The sequence below is a fragment of the Enterococcus sp. SB12 genome, assembly GCF_030910025.2.
In the GTDB taxonomy this organism is placed as follows: Bacteria; Bacillota; Bacilli; order Lactobacillales; family Enterococcaceae; genus Enterococcus_B; species Enterococcus_B faecium.
Window position 1 is genome coordinate 1,705,386 of the sequence record NZ_CP175675.1, and the last position, 18,013, is coordinate 1,723,398.

Sequence of the window (18,013 nt, forward strand, 5' to 3'; positions counted from 1 at the left end):
TCTCGGTATGAAGTCAAATTTAAGCAAAAATGTGAGAAGCTATTTTCACAAAATTTTTCTTCATACTCGAAACTAAGCGGCTTTTTCACGACCTCTTTTTTATTTTGCCATGAACATATCATAATACGCGTCCATTATTTCTTTAGCAATCGTCAAGTTCATGTGGTCTTGTTCGTCTAATAAGTTCGGCAAGACAACACTGATGGCAATTTCCGGATTGTCTGTTGGTCCGTATGCCACGATATTACTATTGACTGTCGTAATATCTGGATGACCTTCCGCAACCGTTTCTGCAGTCCCTGTTTTTGCGGAAAGGTCCATTTTCGCACTGGCTAATGGTTTGGCTGTTGTGTAAGGATCGGTACCATGGACAACTTGGTGGAATCCTTCACGGAGGATCGCCATATTTTCTGCAGAAATATTGACCGTATTTTCTACTGTTGTGCCAATTTCTTTCTTCACTTCACCCAAGTTTCCATTTTCGTCATTGCCATAGATCGCTTTGACTAGGTGCGGCTGTACTCGTTTCCCGCCATTAGCGACTGTTGAAGCATATTGAGCTAATTGGATTGGTGTATATGTGTCAAACTGTCCAAATGCCAAATCGGTAAAGTTACCTGGAGTATACCATTCTTTGCCATTATCCGCATTGAACTTCTTCATATAATCAACAGAACGTGAGATCCCAGGAGATTCATTCGGCAAATCGATTCCAGTCGTTGTACCAAGACCAAACTCTTTGAAAGAGTCTCTCAATTGCTGATAAGCTTTAGCTTCTTCATCTAAACTAGGTAGTCCCATTCCAGGTGTATAGTCTAGTCCTAACATCTTTAACGCCACTTTGATCATATACGTATTAGAAGACAATTCCAATGCTTTGACTGCATCAAGAGCAACTTGTCCGCTTCGATTAAAGACAGAGCTTTTTTCTGAAGCACCTTGCAGACGAATCGGCTCATCAATCAAAACTTGATTTCCGCTGATCGCGTTACTTGCCCAGCCTGCTGTCAAAGTACCAGCCTTGACTACAGACCCTGGAGCAAAGGCGCTAGTAATCGTGCCTAAAGCATTCTCGGTGATTTCTTTGGAACCTTGTTCATGACTGAAACCAGTCATTGCTAGCACTTCTCCTGTCTGAGGATTCATAGCCACTGCATAAGCACCAGGCGAATACTGTGCTTTGCCGTTGTTGATCAATGTTTGATAATTCCTTTTCAAAATTTCTTCTACTTTTGATTGGAATTCTGCATTCATAGATAACATTAAATTAGAACCTTTTTCCCCAGAGAAGATTTCTTTTTGATTCGAAACATTTCCTTCATTATCAAGGGAAACTTCATATTGGGTTTTGGTTCCTTGCAGGACATCTTCATATTGTTTTTCCAAATAACTTTGTCCTACACGGTCATTCCGAGAATAACCTTTTGCTAGGTATTTCTCTGCTTCATCTGCTGGAAGTCCTTGCTTTTCAGTCGTCACACTGCCAAGAATACTTTTCAGTGAACTTGCTGCATTATATTCTCGTGTCCAGTCTGTGCCAGTCGAAACTCCTGGAAGTTCAGAAGCGCGTTCTGCCACAACAGCTAACTCTTGATCAGTAACACCAGAGTTTTTGATATAGACAGTGTTTAATTCATATGCACTATTCATCCGTTTAAAGATGGTAGCAATTTTTAATTGCTCCTCGTTTAAATTAATCTCATCAGCTGTGACTTTATTGACCATCGCACTATATTGTTCGCTGTTCCCTAATTGCTTTTCTTTTGCCGAAAGTCTTTTTGTGGCTTCTTTCAAATGTTTGGGGTCAGCCAGCCAAAAATCTTTTTTATCTCTATCTGTCAGATTTTCATCTACCGGAACATCGATCAGCGAGTTCAACTTCGTTGCGATTTCAAGAAAATCTTTAGCCGTAACTTGTGTTCCTCTCGTATATGTGATGGCCTGATTCGCTTTATTCGTGACTAAAGCTTTTCCTGTGGAGTCGTAGATCATTCCGCGAGGAGTACTTTCTTGGACCGTAATCGTAGAAGTAGACTTCACTCGCGCCTCCATCTCTTCGCCGTTCACGATCTGCAAATAACCCAATCTAGCAATCAACGCAACAAATAACGTAAATATAATGAAAAAAAGAAAATTTAAGCGAAAAGGAACATGGGACCGGCGAAACGTTTTGTTCTTAGGTTCTTGTGCACCTTTTCTTATTTTTTCTAACCAAGAAGTATTTAATATTTTTTTCATAAAATCTTTCATCATTTCCTATCCTTCCGCCTATTTACATTCATGCTTCATTGTACCCAAAAACTTCTTAATAAAAAAGAAAAAATGGGCGGAGCAAGAAATTCTTTACCTAATTTCAAGATAAAATCAACTTTTTGTTTCACAGTAATCACTTAAAGTTACATATTCAACTATTTTTTTCATTAAAAAATAAACTTATTTTTGAAAATTATGTTTTCTTAAGTCGTGAAACACTTTGGTGGGTCATTTATTTGTGGAAAACTACGTTTTGTTATTCTAAAAAACTTATATAAAAAATAGTAAGGTTTTTATTTCGAATCCATAAAATATTCTTGGATTGCTTCTCGTGTTTTTTTCACTTTTTCGCTAAGCTTTTCGTTTTTAGCCATATAGAAATAAAAAATGATATCGATCGTAGCAAATTGGGCCAAAAGTGAATTAGTTGCCGCACTTCGATTCGTGATTTCTTTTGGTCTAGATGTTTGTACGAGTACATCGGCTATCTTGCTAAGCGGGTTATTTCCAAATTGCGTCAACGCAATGATTTCGATATTCATGCTTTTCGCCAGCTCGGCTAATGCGACTACATCTGCACTTCTACCTGAGTTTGAAACAAGCCAAAGCACTTTCTTTTTCTCATTGCTGACAAGTTGCGGGAGCAAAACGTGGATATCTTTTTCAAAAATGATTGGCTTACCGACACGAGACCATTTTTGCAGAATATCTTCTACTACTAAAGAAGAGGCGCCAACCCCATATAAAAAAACAGTCTCTGCCGATTCCAAACACTCTACGACTTTTTGGATCGTTTCTTCTTCTAGAATATCTACTGTTTCTTTTATCGCTACTTGTGCATTGTTACCAAGTTTGTTTTTGATAGAGTAAAAGGACTCATTTGCTTCTATATCACTAAAACCTTCATCGATTCCAGTCTGTAGTTCTGTTGAAATCGTGATTTTGAAGTCCGTCAGACTTTGAAAACCGATTTTTTTGGAAAAACGTACAACTGTCGGCGCACTCAACCCGGAAGCTTCTGCTAATTCATTAGCAGTCATTGTAGGGACCTTCTCAATATTACCGATAATGTAGTTGGCCAACTTTTTTTCTGCTGAGGAATAATCTTCCATCATACTTTCAATACGACTAATTACGCTCATAAGTTCCTCCACCCTTTTAATGATAGTCTATGTAAGTATACCATATCAGACCCTTATTCACGGTCGTATACTGGATAAAAAAACAAAAAAACAATCCGCCCAACAGAATATCTTATTCCATCAATCCCACAGATTCTATTGAGCATCTGTGTCTTTGAGGAATACCTGTTATCTATTGTTCGGATTGTTTTCTATCTACTACTTTTTTACAGGAAATTTACCTATTAGTTTTCTCTGCTGTAATTTTTGACTTCTGCTTCCATAGCATCAATAAAGATATTCAAATCTTCTACAGCTGTTTCTTTACTTCCATAACGACGTACATTTACTGTTGCATCTTCCAATTCCTTGTCTCCAACAACTAATTGGTAAGGGATCTTTTGTGTTTGAGAGGCACGTATCTTATAGCCCATTTTTTCATTACGATCATCAACTTCTACACGCAAACCCTTCATTTGCAAGCGTTCTTTGATTTCATAAGCATAATCGCCATGTGCATCAACAGAAACAGGGATGATTGTTGCTTGTATAGGTGCCAACCATGTTGGAAAAGCGCCTTTGTATACTTCTGTTAAATAAGCGACAAAACGTTCCATTGTAGAAACGATTCCGCGGTGGATAACTACTGGACGATGCGTATTTTCCCCGTCTTCTCCAACATATGTCAAATCAAAGCGCTCTGGCAATAAGAAGTCTAATTGTATAGTTGATAATGTTTCTTCTGTACCAAGAGCTGTTTTGACTTGAACATCTAGTTTTGGTCCGTAAAAGGCTGCTTCGCCTTCTGCTTCAAAGTAATCTAATTCTAATTCATCCATAGCGGCTTTCAGCATTGCTTGGGCTTTTTCCCACATTGCGTCATCATCAAAATATTTATCTGTATTGTTTGGATCGCGATAGCTCAAGCGGAAACGATAATCTGTAATATTGAAGTCAGCATATACTGCCACCATCAATTCAAGCGTACGTTTAAATTCATCTTTGATTTGATCAGGACGAACAAATGTATGACCATCATTCAACGTCATTTCTCGTACACGTTGTAAACCTGACAAAGCACCTGATTTTTCATAGCGATGCATCATTCCTAATTCAGCGATACGAATTGGTAATTCACGATAAGAATGGATCGTGTTTTTGTAGACCATCATGTGATGAGGGCAGTTCATTGGACGAAGAACAAGCATTTCGCCATCTCCCATATCCATTGGCGGGAACATGTCTTCTTGATAATGATCCCAGTGTCCAGATGTTTTGTACAACTCAACATCTCCCATTATTGGTGTATATACATGTTGGTAACCTAGACTAACTTCTTTGTCTACGATATAACGTTCGATCGTGCGTCGGATTGTTGCCCCTTTTGGAAGCCAGAATGGCAAACCAGAACCTACTTCTGGGGAAACCATGAACAAGTCAAGTTCTTTTCCTAGTTTACGATGGTCTCTTTCTTTTGCTTCTTCACGGAGACGGATATATTCTTTCAAAGCTTTCTTGTCAAAAAAGGCTGTCCCATATACACGTTGCATCATTTGATTGTTTGAGTTTCCACGCCAATAAGCACCTGCCACTGATAATAATTTGAATACTTGTATACGGCCAGTGGATGGAACATGTGGTCCACGGCACAAATCGATGAATTCGCCTTGTTGATAAGCAGTAATCACTTCTTCTTCTGGCAATTCACTAATCAGTTCTACTTTGTACGGATCACTTGCAAAAATTTCTAATGCTTCCTGTTTTGAAAGAACACGGCGTTCAATTGGCAGATTTTCTTTGACGATTTTCATCATTTCTGCTTCAATTGCTGGCAAATCTTCTGCAGTTACTTGGTTTTGTCCATTATCTGTATCGTAGTAAAACCCTGAATCGATAGCTGGTCCAACGCCAAAGTGGATATTTGGATAGAGGCGACGCATGGCTTGGGCCATCAAATGAGCTGCTGAATGACGGACTAAGCCAAGTGCATCTTCATGGTCTGGTGTGATGATCTCAATACTTGCATCTTCCTCGATTGGACGAGTCAAATCAACGAGTTTGCCGTTCACTTTACCAGCTAAAGCTTTTTTTGCTAAGCTTTTTGAAATGCTTTCAGCAATTGCCAATGTTGTTGTTCCAGACTCAAATTCTTTGACTGCACTATCTGGAAAAGTAATTTTTATCATAATAGTTTCCTCCTTGAAATGTTTTGATTGATCAGATCATCAAGCTGAAAAACAAAAAAATCCTAGCATCTCTTGAAAAGAGATACTAGGACGAAAAGTTCGTGGTTCCACCTAATGTTCAAACGCAAATGCGTTCCTCAAGCGTTGTAACGGTCCGACCGCCCTTGCTTCAACAAGGGTTTCGAAAGTGGTCATCCTTTGGTTTTCTCCTGGAAAAGTTTCAGCCTAGCTTTTCCTCTCTTATCGAAGACTCTCAAATTCAGTTGGCTTTCTCATCAATCAATTATGTGTTTATTTAACCACTAATAAATAGAAAAATCAAGTGGGAAACTAAACTTATTTTTTCCATTCCCCATTTACACCGTATGTTCCTTTTTTCATCTCATTGATGATGACATGGATGTGTTCTTTTGGTGCCTGCGTGTTTTTATGAACAGCTTCCGTGATATCTTTCATCATATTTTCTAATTGTTCCGGACTGCGACCTTCTACTAATTCGACATGTACGAATGGCATAATGCTCTCTCCTCTTTCTGATCGTTCTTTTTTCAACTCGATTCTATCATACTATGTTTGTCTTGGGTACTGAATCAGGAAAAATGGCTGGATCTTTTTTTGCTCTCAAGGCACTCAAAATAGAGACCGTATCCACGACTTCTTGCAAAACAGCTCCGAATAATGCGGGGATTAGTCCCGTACTTGCAATTAACATCAAAAAAATACAAATAAAGATGCCAATCAGTACAGACTGTTTAGCTATTCTCATCGTATCTCTTGAAATCACTACTGCTTTTGCTACACGCAAGAGATCATCTTTCAAGATGACCGCATCTGCACTTTCACTAGCAGCTGTAGAACCATGAGCCCCCATTGCAATACCGATATCTGCAGCAGCAAGTGCTGGAGCGTCATTCACGCCGTCTCCTACCATCGCAACAGGTCTTTGATCTTTAGGGATACTTTCTAAAATGGTCAGTTTATCTTGAGGCAAGCTACGGGCATGTACAGAATCTAATTGGACTTTTTCTGCAATCGTTTGAGCAATGGCAGATCCATCCCCGGTGATCATCATCAAATTTTTCACATCAAGTTTTCTTAGCTCCTTGATTGTCTTTGCTGCTTCTGGGCGAATCTGATCCGAAAATAGGATCGTTCCTGCAAAAGATCGATCAATTGTTACATAGATTGCTGTATTGGACGTTTCTATTTCTTCAGCTGAAACAAAAGAGGCACGTCCAATCTTTACTTCATGATTATTGACTACTGCTTGGATTCCTTGACCGGTCACTTCTTTCAGTTGACTAACAGGATACAGTTGGCTGTTTTTCACGTTGTTCACTAACGAACGAGCTAAGATATGGCTAGATTCCTGTTCTGCACTAGCTGCATACAGAAGTAACTCTTCTTTTTTTATTCCATTGACTGGCTGAATCGCCTCTACTTCCAATACCCCTTTGGTAAGCGTTCCTGTTTTATCAAAAGCAATCGTTTTTGTACGTGCGAGCTTTTCAATCGTTGTTCCAGTTTTTACAACGATCCCGTTTTTACTTGAACGGCTCATTCCTGCAACTAAAGCAATGGGCGCAGCTAGAATCAGTGGACAAGGTGATGCCACTACCAGTACCTCAGCAAATCGTAAAGGGTCTTTTGAGAACCACCAAGAAATGCCACCGATCAAATAAGCAATCAACGTGAAAGGGACTGCATAACGATCAGCTAAACGGACAAATCGGGCAGGCTTTTCTTTTGATTCTTCGACTAGTTTAATAATCATTTGATACTGGCTGTCTGCGGCACGTTTTTCAGCGATCATTTGGATCGATCCGTCTCCATTTAAAGACCCTGACATAATCTGATCTCCAGGTTTCTTGGTTTCCGGGCGGGACTCACCTGTCAAAGAAGATTCATCGACCGAAGATTCTCCTTTGATCACTCGACCATCTGCAGGTACAAGTTCGCCAGGTTTGACTAGTAACTGGTCATCAATATTTATTTCATCGATCACTATATCCTGCAAATTTCCTTCTTTGAATCGATGGGCAATTCTTGGGGTGTTATCTAACAAAGACTGGAGTTCTTTACCCGCTCGTTTATTCGCGTAATCCTCTAGACTATCTCCGCCCGTAAGCATGATCAATATCATCAAACTAGCCCAGTATTCTTTGACGGCTAATGTTGCAAGGATTGCGGTAATCGCTAATACATCTACGCCATATCTTCCTGAACGTAACGTCTTGATCATTTCCAAAAACATCAAGAAGGCGAGAATCCCTCCAGTAAATGCGACAATCGCAAATGCAAGGGCCGGCTGGTGAAAAACAAATTCACTTAATAAAGCTATTCCACCAATAAGCAAAGTAAGTAAAAATTTTTTGAAATGTGTCATTGTTTTTTCTCCTCTTTTATGTGACTTAGAGAGGTTAGTAATAAATTTCCAGCTGCCTCTTTCATCTTAAGCATAGTCCTTGACTAGCACTTTTTAAAACAATAGGTCTTAATTGAAAACAACTATCACTATCAGCGTTTCCAAAATTCATCAGTTCTACAAACAAAAATATTCAGCAAGGATGACTTTTTCGATTCATCAGTTAAAAAGTACCTTTTTTCGAAAAACTATGCTATACTTTTAATTCGTTATTTACGGCGGAAGGAGCAAACATGCGATGAATGAGAAACAACTAGAACAAACGCACGTGGATGAAACGATCGAACTAATCCAGATCGAACAAAATATGCTGGATACAAAACAACAAGAATTGACTCAGGAAATGAATCATTCGACAAAAGACACAGCTAATCACAAGATTCGAGCTGGTTCCAATGAAGCTTTTTATGAATCTGCTGTTGAATATCGCCAACATGAGCAGGAATTGCTTTTGAAATACCATACTCTTGAAGCACAGCAAAAACGCCTGCAAACGTTGTCTGTCATGAAAGATAGTCCTTATTTTGCCCGTATCGACTTTAAAGAAGACCGTGAAACAGAAACATTATATCTAGGTATCGCTTCTTTAAGAGATTTGGCAGAAGAAACAATCGTTATTGACTGGCGCGCACCAATTGCCAATCTTTATTATGAAGGTGAGATTGGTCCCGCATTTTATGAAACTGAAACAGATAGAATAGATGTCGATCTGCAGTTGAAACGACAATTTAAAATCCAAGAAGGACGTATTTTATCTATGGCAGATACGTCGGAAGTAATCAATGATGACTTTTTGCTAGAGATATTGGATGAATCATCAAGCAACCATATGAAAAACATCGTCTCTACGATACAAAAAGCACAAAATGCAATCATTCGGGACACAACAAGTAAAGTAATGCTGATTGAAGGAATCGCCGGAAGTGGAAAGACATCCGCTTTGCTTCAACGTATTGCTTTTCTGTTGTATCATAATCGCAAGTGGCTAGAGGCTGAAAACGTTCTTCTATTTTCACCCAACCATTTATTTTCTGATTACATCTCGACTGTATTGCCTTCATTAGGTGAAAGCGGCGTGCCTACACAGACATTCAAAAATTATTTGGTGCAGCTGCTGCCAGAGTTTTCTTTACTAGATGAACAACAACAAGAAAGTGGTTTTTTGCTAGGGGAAAAAGATCCGATACAAGTGATGAAAAGCGGATTGACCTTAGTCGATCAGATTGATCGCTATATCCAAGGCATCACAAACTACGGTCCCTTGTTCCGTGATATGAAAATAAATGGCCGTACGATCCTATCAAAGGAATCGATTCGCCAATGGTATAAAGAAACAAATGAACAATTACCTTTACATCATAGACTCTCTCTATTACAAACGAAGCTCCTGAAAAAATTAGGCGGTCTGCAAAAAGACGAAACACGTCAGCAATGGGTCAAAGATCTAGCGGAAGAACAGCTCCAAGAACTATACGCAACAGATCCAAATCTTGAATATACAGAACAAAAGGAGCGTTCATTACGTAAAAAACTGGCCAACCAAATCGTACGTAAAAGATTCCGTCGAATCCATCGAGGGATCATGAATTATCAATTTGTCAATATAACGAAACAATATCTCCACTTTCTACAAACTGTGCCACTTTCTCTTCTAACACGACATAAAATCAGCGAGACCAGATGGCAGGAACATTTGACAACTGTTCGTACACACTTGCGTCAAAGAGAATTGCGTCAAGAGGATGCTGTACTATTCTTTTTACTGATGCGCCGAACATATCCAGTGACGGTTACACACAAAGCTCGCTATATCTTTATTGATGAAATGCAGGATTTCGCACCATCACAAGTGGCATTGCTGCAAGCCTTGTTCCCAAAAGCAAATTTGACTTTCTGTGGAGATCTAAATCAAAATGTCTTTGGAAATGAAACGATCGTTGGATCATTGGAAGACCTTTTCGTGGACCGTGAAGTCACTCGTTTCCAATTAACGACAAGCTATCGCTCCACAAAAGAAATCACTGATTTTGCTAATCATTTTATTGCAAAAGAACATCAAGTAGAAACAACAGCAAGAAAAGGAGACCTTCCTTTGCTCATCCAAGGAACAACAGATGATATCAAATTGAATTGGTTAGCAGATGCCATTCGAACGACTCAGGGAAAAGCCCGGTATTGGCGTACAGCAATCATAGCTAAAACACAAGAAGAATGCGAAGCTCTTTATGCTCAACTGCCAGACGAGTTGAAACAACAAGTCCAGCTGATTTTAAATGAGAGTGACTTTATGAAGCGTTCCATTATTTTACTTCCAGCCTTTTTAGCAAAAGGTCTGGAGTTTGACCGAGTTTTCTTGTGGGATGTAGATGCAGAACATTTTTCTTCTCAGCAAGACAAATTGATCCTTTACACCATGTGTACACGTGCGATGCATGAATTGACCCTTTTTACCTCCAATAATGAAAGTCCTTTGTTAAACAATATGGATATTTCATCTTATGAGAAAAAAGTACTGTAAGTAAAAAGACAACTGCTATCATTAATGTTAGCAGTTGTCTTTTTATTTACAATAATAATTGCAGAAAAAGTAATTCAATCATTTAAGGTCATTTATTCTATATATAAATCCAAATCTGTTTCAGGATATTTTAATTTGACAAGCGAAATAATCATTTTCAGTTCTCCCATGTTTTCTGGATATTCTGGGTCAAATACCTTGCTATGACGGCCAATCCCGCCATTGTCGATCAATCGGTAAATTCGATTCCATTCAATGAATTGGTCAATTGATTGGAAATTGCTGATTGGATAGCCGCCACAATCCAAAATCTCTGATACACGAAATGCTAGGTATGCACTATCGATCACTTTATTTTTTTTCGTGTCTATCTTCTCATTTCTTTCGATAAGAATTTTTTCAGGACGATGCTTCAAGCTCCACTCTAATAGTAGAAAGAAAGCCTCCATCCGATACTCTTCTTCAAATAACCGAAAGGCTGAATCAGAACGACGAAAAAGCAGCGGAATCAAATATTTTTGTCTATAAATCAGCATTGGTGCGCGGTCCACCATACACTCTAAATAACGGTTCAGATACCCTGTACCGACATAGTTTCCTAATCGATAGCCTTCAACGCCGAATCTTGCGTATTTTTGCGCTAATTTTGAACAATCAGTTACGTTCACAGCTAACTCTTCTACTTTGCGGTAACCGCTTAAGATACGTTCAAAAGGTTCTAAAGTGATTTTTGCTTCCATATTCTTCCCCGTCCATCTTCCACATACTTCATATCATTTCACATGATACTTATGCTCTCATCATACCACAGGTTGAATTAGAAAAGAAAATAAATCACACAAAAAAGCAAGACAATCTGTTAGTGAGATTGTCTTGCTTTTCGAAAAAGACTGAATACTTTTCGTTAAAACTGGTTGCTTAGTCTTCTAATGCCACATTATGGAACACATGCTGTACATCTTCTAGATCTTCCAGTGCATCAATCATTTTTTCAAATGTTTCTTGATCTTCTGGAGATAGTGTTACCTCGTTTTGAGGGATCATTTGGATCTCAGCGATTGAAAAATCAGTGATTCCTTTTTCTTTTAATGCTTCTTGTATACTATGGAAATCCGCTACTTCACCGTAAACGATGATTTGTCCTTCTTCTTCCATTACATCGCGAACATCGATGTCTTTTTCCATTAGGTATTCAAGGATCTCGTCAGCGTCTTCTCCTGCAAAAGCAAAGATTGCTGTATTGTCAAACATGTAAGAAACCGCTCCGGAAACACCCATGTTCCCGCCATTTTTCCCAAATGCTGCCCGTACGTCTGCTGCTGTTCGATTCACATTGTTCGTCAATGTATCAACAATCACCATTGAGCCGCTTGGTCCAAATCCTTCATAGCGCAATTCAGAGTATGTTTCATCTCCTGCACCTTTTGCTTTTTCGATTGCTCGGTCAATAATATGTTTTGGTACATTATAAGTTTTAGCGCGATCAATGACGAAACGTAGTTTTTGGTTTGCATGCGGATCAGGATCACCTGATTTTGCTGCCGCGTAGATTTCAATCCCAAATTTTGCATAAATCCGGCTATTATTAGCATCTTTAGCAGTTTTCTTTGCTACGATATTTGCCCATTTACGTCCCATATTTTCACTTCGCTTTCTGATTTGATAGTTTCATAACGCAAAAACGTCCTGTTCCATTATACTTGTGAATCACGATTCTGTGAAGCTTTTTTTCTTTCTTCCTTCATTCTTCTCATTTTTAGTCAATTATCTATACTCGGATTGGGATTTGCCCGAAATTCTGTTCCGGAATATTGCCTCCCAATTGATAGATTTGATCACTTCTAACTAACAGTTCCGCTTCTTGTGCCTCTTTTTTTCCGATTCGGGAATAAATAGAAATCTCTTTTTTTTCTTTTAAGAATCTTCTTCCAACATCGGTAAATCCAAGTAGTCGAAGATAATTTTTATTTTGTTGGACAGGAATCTCTTGCTTTTTGATATTCAGCAAGACATAACAAGATAATCGTTGGATCCGTGTCCATGTATATCTTTTTGTTTTTACCTTTGACACAAAATCCTCAAAACTATCAGCAGTTGCAGCTGCTGTTTTCATGCGCGATTCTATTCCTTCGGTCATCTGATAGATATCTGTCAGTTCCAGCAAAGTAGAAGATAACAACCGATAACGCAAATACGGCCAATAAGATTCCCAAGTCTGCAGCGAACAAGTTGAAAGATCTTCTTCTGTCTGAGGCGGCACAAGTCCAGCTATCCTTTTTCCTTCTTCTAACGCATGGCGAATGGCTGTTGCACTGGCTATCGTCTGATCTGTGATGATTTTTTCATGATAGCCTGCACTTTTACGTCGGATCGGATGTAATTCCATAGGGTGGACATACTTGGCATTTTCCTTTGCATAACTTAATCCCAAGATATGATTTGGCGAAGAAAAATCAAGCACAATATCGGGATACAGACTGCGAAAAACCTCAGTCATTTTTTGCGGATAACTATACGTTTGATCAGACAGTTCTTGAAATGCCTCTTCTATCCTATCTTGATTCTCTTGGACAAAGCGTCCGAAACTGCTGTAATCAAACGAAGTCTCTTCTTCTGTTCCAAAACACAAACTGTCACAGTCCAGTGTTTGCAAGATTTTTACTGCACCTTTAGCAAAATAGTCAGCTGACTGAACCGCCCATTCGACGGGAAGCTCCACTACTAAATCCACACCATTTTGTAAAGCTTCATTCGCGCGATGCCATTTATCGATGATAGCCGGTTCGCCTCGTTGCAAAAAATTCCCGCTCATTACAGCAATGACGACCTCTGCTCCTGTTGTTTTTCGTGCCATTTCCACATGATAGCGATGTCCATTGTGAAAAGGATTGTACTCTACGATAATCCCGCAGCTTTTCATGCGCATCCTCCTTCATAGTTATCGATAAAAAAGAAATAGAGACAAGTAAAAAAAGGCAAAAATCGGAAAAAATACCCGAACTATATAAACTATTCTCGCAAACACAATACTTCTGCGACGAAAAGCTGCACTGCAAGAGCAATGCCTATATCGTTCGGATATATAATTTATGTTGAAGATTTATTCTTTTCTTGTTAACTCGAGCAGGCAAAACCGCTAGTCTTTGTATGCTACAAAGAACCAGCGCTTTGATTTCTCTGATGCTGCTTCGTCTGTAAAATCAGAAAATGCTTCGACTTTCGAAAAGCCGCTGTTTTCCAGCATTCTTAAATAACTTTCCAATGGATAGGTACGCTCTTGATGTAGTTCATCTTCACGAATAAATCGACCAGACCCTTCTTGTTCTTCAACGAAAAAGGTAAGAAAATGTTCGATGCTGTGTTTCTCGCTTCCTGGATAACTATCCCACAAAAAAGCAAAATTATCCCCTTGATAATGATAGCTATATTCTGGAAAAACCTCATCTACTTGATAGGTGGAGTGTACGTCAAATAAAAATCGGCCATTTTCTTCTAACGCTTGATAGACTTCATCAAACACTTGCTGTACCTCTTGTCTATTTTTCATATAGCACAGCGAATCAGAAAAACAGGTAATTGCCTGATATTGTCCGATTTCTGATAAATCGAGCATATTGCCTTCCACAAATTGGATCGATGCGTCTTCTTCATATGCTCGCTGGCTGGCAATCATCAACATCTCTTCTGAAAGGTCTAACCCTGTCACTTTATATCCATCTTTTGCAAAGGCAACCGCTAATGCTCCAGTACCGCATGCCAGTTCCAAAATATTTTTTGTGTCTTCTTGTAAATGACGTTTCGAAAAAGCTAGCCATTGCTGATAAAGTGTTTCGTCCATCACTTCATCGTAAATGAAAGCAAATGTTTCATAAGCCATATGTTAATCCAACCATTCACTAAGATCGACTAGCGGAGCATCTGACCATAGTTTTTCCAGATTATAGAAACTTCGTTCTGGCGCATGGAAAACATGTACGATCAAATCTCCAAGATCGATCAATACCCATTTTCCGCCTTCTTTTCCTTCAATACGTTTTACTTCATATTTGTTTTCTTCTTCTTTATCAATGATTTCTTCTGTAATTGCGTTGATTTGACGTTCGCTATTTGCTGAACAGATCATGAAATAATCTGCCAACAAGGAAACATTTCGAACGTCTAAAGCGATAATGTCTTCTGCCCGTTTTGAATCTGCTGCTTCAACCGCAATTTTTAATTGTTCTTTACTATCTATGATGATTTCCTCCTAATATGAGCAGCTTATTTTTTTGCTACCCAGTAATTATATGTTTCGATTGTTTTTGGATAAATCTGTTGTTCTTGCGCAAGCAAATGGGCCAATGTATGTTTTGTTTCAAATGCTACAGCTTCGTCTAGATCAGCCCATGCAATGGCTCGTGCATCTTGTACCCCAGGAAAATCTCGACCTGGTTCAATATAGTCTGCTACATAAATGATTTTGTCAAGGAGACTCATCTTAGCAGCCCCAGTCGTATGCACCCGGATTGCATGAAGAATCTCTGCATCGGTGATTCCTAATTCCCGCTCTACAAACGAAGCGCCAACAAGACCATGCCAGATTGCATTATTATAATTCAATAACTCTGGATCAAAACCGTCTCTTACGATTACCATTTTGAACTCCTCATCTGGTCGTTCTTTTGCATAATCATGTGTCAATGCAGCAATACTAGCTTTTTCAGGAGAAGCACCGTATTTTTTGGCAAGAGCCACGGCTGTTTCTTCTACTCCAAGCACATGCTTGAAGCGTTGTTCGCTCATTCTCATCTGTATTTTTTGCATCAGGTTTTCTCTAGAATAAGCAGTATATTCATTACTATAGTCCATATTCATACAACCCTTCATTTTGAATATAATCAATTACTTTATCTGGAACAAGGTAGCGGATAGAACAGCCTTCTTTGATCTTTTGACGTATTTTCGTGGAACTGATGTCGATCTCAGGTACATCTACCCAAATTACAGGATATGGAGTATCCGTTGTGTATCCTGGTCGACGTATACCCACAAAGTTGACCATAGAAGTCAGCTCATCGATTTTATACCATTTTGGCAAATATTCTACCATATCCCCACCGATAATAAAGTAATAATCTGTATCCGGATTGTTTTGCGTCAATTCCTTCATAGTATCATAGGTGTAACTTTTCCCACCACGAGCTAATTCAATCGTTTCAATCTGCAAAAAAGGATTGTCTTCCACAGCTAATTCCAACATGTTGAGTCGATGTTTTGCATCAATCGTCTGTTTCTCATCAACATGAGGTGGCTGATAAGAAGGCATCAAAAATACGCGGTCAAGACCTAAATTCCGGCCAGCTTGTTCAGCCATCACTAAATGTGCAAGGTGAACGGGATTAAATGTTCCGCCCAAGATCCCTACTTGCTTTTTCTTCTCTAGGAATTGAGGCATTTCTTCAGGAAATAATTGTGAACGAACAAATGTCTTAGCTTGCGTATTCATCATGGTCACTCCTTATATTGCTTTTACTTCTTTTGATAGCCTTTGATACTTTTCTTTTGTGGAAGGTTTGTATAATACGATAACACGTCCAATGATTTGGACGATTTCGCAATCTATTTCTTTTTCTAATACTTGAGCTGCTTCTTCTGCAATCTCATCTGTATTTTGAAGTAACGATACTTTGATCAGTTCTCTTTTTTCTAAAGCTTCTTCAATTTGAACGATCATTGCTGAATTGATCCCACCTTTTCCGATTTGAAAAATCGGCTGAAGATGATGCGCTTGGCTACGTAAAAAACGCTTTTGTTTTCCTCTTAAACTCATAATTTTCCTTCTTCCTTAAATCAATGCTTTTCGCTTCAAGACATCTACACCCTTTGGCGCCCAGCCAGCAATTACTGCTGGTGCTGTTACGGTGATCCAGCCTAGACCGGCAAAAACGATGTCTGTTTTTTCTTTCACGGAAAATTCAAAACGAACAAGCTCGGGAAATTCCTCGACTTCATTAGGACGAGGCGGCTGCAATAACCCACCTACGTGTTTTTGATAAAATTCGTCTGCTTTTTCCAGTTTTGTTCGATGAATATTAACATCATTCGACACATAAGCAATAAATGAAGCACGATTGCCGCTGATAAAATCAAATCTTGCAAGCCCGCCCAAGAAAAGTGTTTGCCCTTCATTCAGCTGATAAACTTTAGGTTTGATTTCTTTTAACGGTGCAATGATCCGCAAATCTTTTTTACCTAAGTAGTGCGCCATTTGATGGCGATGGATAATTCCCGGTGTATCAATCAAAAAATGCCCGTCATCTAAAGGAATCTCGATTTTATCCAAGGTCGTTCCTGGAAACTGCGAAGTTGTGATTACATCTTGTACTCCCACTGTATTTTTGATGATTTGATTGATAAGCGTCGATTTTCCGACATTTGTTACCCCGACGATATAGACATCCCGTCCATCGCGGTATTCTTCGATTTTTTCTAATAGTTCCGTCATCTCATGAGATTTCTTAGCACTAGTTAATAATACATCTACTGGACGAATTCCTGCTTCGTAAGCACGTTCCTTCATCCATTGTGTTAATTTAGTTTTTTTCAATGATTTAGGTAATATATCCACTTTGTTCCCAACTAAAAGTACTGGATTGTCACCGACAAAACGGTGTAGTCCTGGGATTAGTGAACCATTGAAGTCAAAAATATCCACCACATTGACGATCAATGCATCTTTTTGCCCTAATTCATTCAGTAAGCGCAAAAAGTCGTCATCCGTCAATGAGACATCTTGGATCTCATTATAATGGCGTAATCTGAAACAACGCTGACAATAGACTTCCCCGGAAGCTAAACCTTTTTCCAAAGCCGTTTGCGGCGTGTATCCTAATTCACCGGGTTTGTTTGTTTGTATAACGGCACCACAGCCGATACATTGTAATTCTTCTGTCATTCGATTCCACCTCGCCAGCCCATATCAGGGTGTTTTGCTAATAGATAGGCCATAATTCTTTTTTCCAAAAAACGATTAAATTGTGTCTTCCAACTATCTGTTGCGATAATGGGTTTTACAAGGATGCTACGTATCCCTGCACGATTGGCTCCACGTATATCAGTCATAATCTGATCGCCTACCATTACTATCTCATCATCTGCTAAATCCAATTGTTTCTTTGCTATGTTGATCCCTCTTGCTAAAGGTTTCATTGCTCGTGCAACATACAAAAGATCAAATTTTTCAATCGCTCGCGCGACACGTTTTGAATTATTGTTTGAAACAACAACAACAGGGATTCCTGCATTTTTCATTTCTAAAATCCAAGTAAGCAACTCTTCTGTTCCATCTGGATTATTCCATGCAATCAACGTATTGTCTAAATCGGTCAATACTGCTTTGATGCCTAGATTCTTTAATTGGGCAGGTGTAATCTGATAGATGGCTTCTACCATCCATGTTGGTTTGTAATTTGAAAACATGCTGTCTCCTCATCTGCAAAAAATGAAGGAGCACATAAAGTACTCCTCAACC

The 18,013-nt window shown here is 39.0% G+C and carries 16 protein-coding genes; 1 reads left to right on the forward strand and 15 read right to left on the reverse strand.

Translation table 11 applies throughout. From position 1 onward, the window contains the following. Positions 1 to 99: 99 nt before the first annotated feature. From RBL01_RS08400 to RBL01_RS08420, 5 genes are all read right to left on the reverse strand, one after another. Complete coding sequence (locus RBL01_RS08400) at positions 100 to 2,253, reverse strand: penicillin-binding protein 2 (protein WP_307781078.1); 2,154 nt, start codon at positions 2,251 to 2,253, stop codon at positions 100 to 102. Positions 2,254 to 2,546: 293 nt separating this feature from the next. Then, positions 2,547 to 3,395, reverse strand: a complete 849-nt coding sequence (locus RBL01_RS08405; RefSeq protein ID WP_002287653.1) for a MurR/RpiR family transcriptional regulator — start codon at positions 3,393 to 3,395, stop codon at positions 2,547 to 2,549. Between the two features lie 224 nt (positions 3,396 to 3,619). Beyond that, on the reverse strand, positions 3,620 to 5,560 hold the full coding sequence (gene thrS / locus RBL01_RS08410) for a threonine--tRNA ligase (RefSeq protein WP_002326078.1): 1,941 nt from the start codon (positions 5,558 to 5,560) through the stop codon (positions 3,620 to 3,622). Between the two features lie 336 nt (positions 5,561 to 5,896). Next, entirely contained in the window at positions 5,897 to 6,076 is a 180-nt protein-coding gene (locus tag RBL01_RS08415; protein ID WP_002287649.1) for a 2-hydroxymuconate tautomerase, read from the reverse strand. A gap of 46 nt (positions 6,077 to 6,122) precedes the next feature. Then, positions 6,123 to 7,946 carry a heavy metal translocating P-type ATPase gene (locus RBL01_RS08420; RefSeq protein ID WP_002327143.1) on the reverse strand — a complete coding sequence of 608 codons (1,824 nt, stop codon included), beginning with the start codon at positions 7,944 to 7,946 and terminating at the stop codon, positions 6,123 to 6,125. Positions 7,947 to 8,223: 277 nt separating this feature from the next. Here RBL01_RS08420 and helD point away from each other — a divergent pair, with 277 nt between their 5' ends. Next, positions 8,224 to 10,503 carry an RNA polymerase recycling motor HelD gene (helD, locus tag RBL01_RS08425; protein ID WP_002327144.1) on the forward strand — a complete coding sequence of 760 codons (2,280 nt, stop codon included), beginning with the start codon at positions 8,224 to 8,226 and terminating at the stop codon, positions 10,501 to 10,503. Between the two features lie 92 nt (positions 10,504 to 10,595). On the opposite strand, the gene RBL01_RS08430 is transcribed toward helD, so the two are convergent. The 10 genes from RBL01_RS08430 to RBL01_RS08475 all read right to left on the reverse strand — a co-directional run bounded on the left by RBL01_RS08430 (position 10,596) and on the right by RBL01_RS08475 (position 17,961). After that, positions 10,596 to 11,243, reverse strand: a complete 648-nt coding sequence (locus RBL01_RS08430) for a hypothetical protein (protein ID WP_002324387.1) — start codon at positions 11,241 to 11,243, stop codon at positions 10,596 to 10,598. A 178-nt stretch (positions 11,244 to 11,421) separates the two neighbouring features. Continuing rightward, positions 11,422 to 12,141, reverse strand: coding sequence for a YebC/PmpR family DNA-binding transcriptional regulator (locus RBL01_RS08435; RefSeq protein WP_002287641.1), 720 nt, complete (start codon positions 12,139 to 12,141; stop codon positions 11,422 to 11,424). A 130-nt stretch (positions 12,142 to 12,271) separates the two neighbouring features. Then, positions 12,272 to 13,423 carry a nucleotidyltransferase gene (locus RBL01_RS08440; RefSeq protein WP_002324388.1) on the reverse strand — a complete coding sequence of 384 codons (1,152 nt, stop codon included), beginning with the start codon at positions 13,421 to 13,423 and terminating at the stop codon, positions 12,272 to 12,274. Positions 13,424 to 13,639: 216 nt separating this feature from the next. Then, on the reverse strand, positions 13,640 to 14,380 hold the full coding sequence (locus tag RBL01_RS08445; protein WP_002287639.1) for a class I SAM-dependent DNA methyltransferase: 741 nt from the start codon (positions 14,378 to 14,380) through the stop codon (positions 13,640 to 13,642). A gap of 3 nt (positions 14,381 to 14,383) precedes the next feature. Next, positions 14,384 to 14,743 carry a ribosome silencing factor gene (rsfS, locus tag RBL01_RS08450; protein ID WP_370531476.1) on the reverse strand — a complete coding sequence of 120 codons (360 nt, stop codon included), beginning with the start codon at positions 14,741 to 14,743 and terminating at the stop codon, positions 14,384 to 14,386. A 20-nt stretch (positions 14,744 to 14,763) separates the two neighbouring features. Next, positions 14,764 to 15,357 (reverse strand): bis(5'-nucleosyl)-tetraphosphatase (symmetrical) YqeK, encoded by a 594-nt coding sequence (gene yqeK / locus RBL01_RS08455; protein WP_002287635.1) that lies wholly within the window; start codon positions 15,355 to 15,357, stop codon positions 14,764 to 14,766. Then, on the reverse strand, positions 15,341 to 15,991 hold the full coding sequence (locus RBL01_RS08460) for a nicotinate-nucleotide adenylyltransferase (RefSeq protein WP_002287632.1): 651 nt from the start codon (positions 15,989 to 15,991) through the stop codon (positions 15,341 to 15,343). Before RBL01_RS08460 ends, yqeK begins: the two co-directional genes overlap by 17 nt. A gap of 9 nt (positions 15,992 to 16,000) precedes the next feature. Next, positions 16,001 to 16,312, reverse strand: a complete 312-nt coding sequence (yhbY, locus tag RBL01_RS08465; protein ID WP_002290852.1) for a ribosome assembly RNA-binding protein YhbY — start codon at positions 16,310 to 16,312, stop codon at positions 16,001 to 16,003. 15 nt (positions 16,313 to 16,327) lie between these two features. Further along, complete coding sequence (gene yqeH, locus RBL01_RS08470) at positions 16,328 to 17,437, reverse strand: ribosome biogenesis GTPase YqeH (RefSeq protein ID WP_058128767.1); 1,110 nt, start codon at positions 17,435 to 17,437, stop codon at positions 16,328 to 16,330. Further along, on the reverse strand, positions 17,434 to 17,961 hold the full coding sequence (locus RBL01_RS08475) for a YqeG family HAD IIIA-type phosphatase (RefSeq protein WP_002290848.1): 528 nt from the start codon (positions 17,959 to 17,961) through the stop codon (positions 17,434 to 17,436). Before RBL01_RS08475 ends, yqeH begins: the two co-directional genes overlap by 4 nt. Positions 17,962 to 18,013 lie beyond the last annotated feature (52 nt).

Bases quoted from the DNA above. Each gene is read 5' to 3' on its own strand.
- RBL01_RS08420 (WP_002327143.1), bottom strand. From the start codon at position 7,946: ATGACACATTTCAAAAAATTTTTACTTACTTTGCTTATTGGTGGAATA.
- RBL01_RS08475 (WP_002290848.1), bottom strand. From the start codon at position 17,961: ATGTTTTCAAATTACAAACCAACATGGATGGTAGAAGCCATCTATCAG.
- RBL01_RS08405 (WP_002287653.1), bottom strand. From the start codon at position 3,395: ATGAGCGTAATTAGTCGTATTGAAAGTATGATGGAAGATTATTCCTCA.
- yqeK (WP_002287635.1), bottom strand. From the start codon at position 15,357: ATGAATATGGACTATAGTAATGAATATACTGCTTATTCTAGAGAAAAC.
- RBL01_RS08430 (WP_002324387.1), bottom strand. From the start codon at position 11,243: ATGGAAGCAAAAATCACTTTAGAACCTTTTGAACGTATCTTAAGCGGT.
- RBL01_RS08445 (WP_002287639.1), bottom strand. From the start codon at position 14,380: ATGGCTTATGAAACATTTGCTTTCATTTACGATGAAGTGATGGACGAA.
- RBL01_RS08435 (WP_002287641.1), bottom strand. From the start codon at position 12,141: ATGGGACGTAAATGGGCAAATATCGTAGCAAAGAAAACTGCTAAAGAT.
- RBL01_RS08415 (WP_002287649.1), bottom strand. From the start codon at position 6,076: ATGCCATTCGTACATGTCGAATTAGTAGAAGGTCGCAGTCCGGAACAA.
- yqeH (WP_058128767.1), bottom strand. From the start codon at position 17,437: ATGACAGAAGAATTACAATGTATCGGCTGTGGTGCCGTTATACAAACA.
- RBL01_RS08400 (WP_307781078.1), bottom strand. From the start codon at position 2,253: ATGATGAAAGATTTTATGAAAAAAATATTAAATACTTCTTGGTTAGAA.
- thrS (WP_002326078.1), bottom strand. From the start codon at position 5,560: ATGATAAAAATTACTTTTCCAGATAGTGCAGTCAAAGAATTTGAGTCT.
- RBL01_RS08440 (WP_002324388.1), bottom strand. From the start codon at position 13,423: ATGAAAAGCTGCGGGATTATCGTAGAGTACAATCCTTTTCACAATGGA.
- RBL01_RS08460 (WP_002287632.1), bottom strand. From the start codon at position 15,991: ATGATGAATACGCAAGCTAAGACATTTGTTCGTTCACAATTATTTCCT.
- yhbY (WP_002290852.1), bottom strand. From the start codon at position 16,312: ATGAGTTTAAGAGGAAAACAAAAGCGTTTTTTACGTAGCCAAGCGCAT.
- helD (WP_002327144.1), top strand. From the start codon at position 8,224: ATGAATGAGAAACAACTAGAACAAACGCACGTGGATGAAACGATCGAA.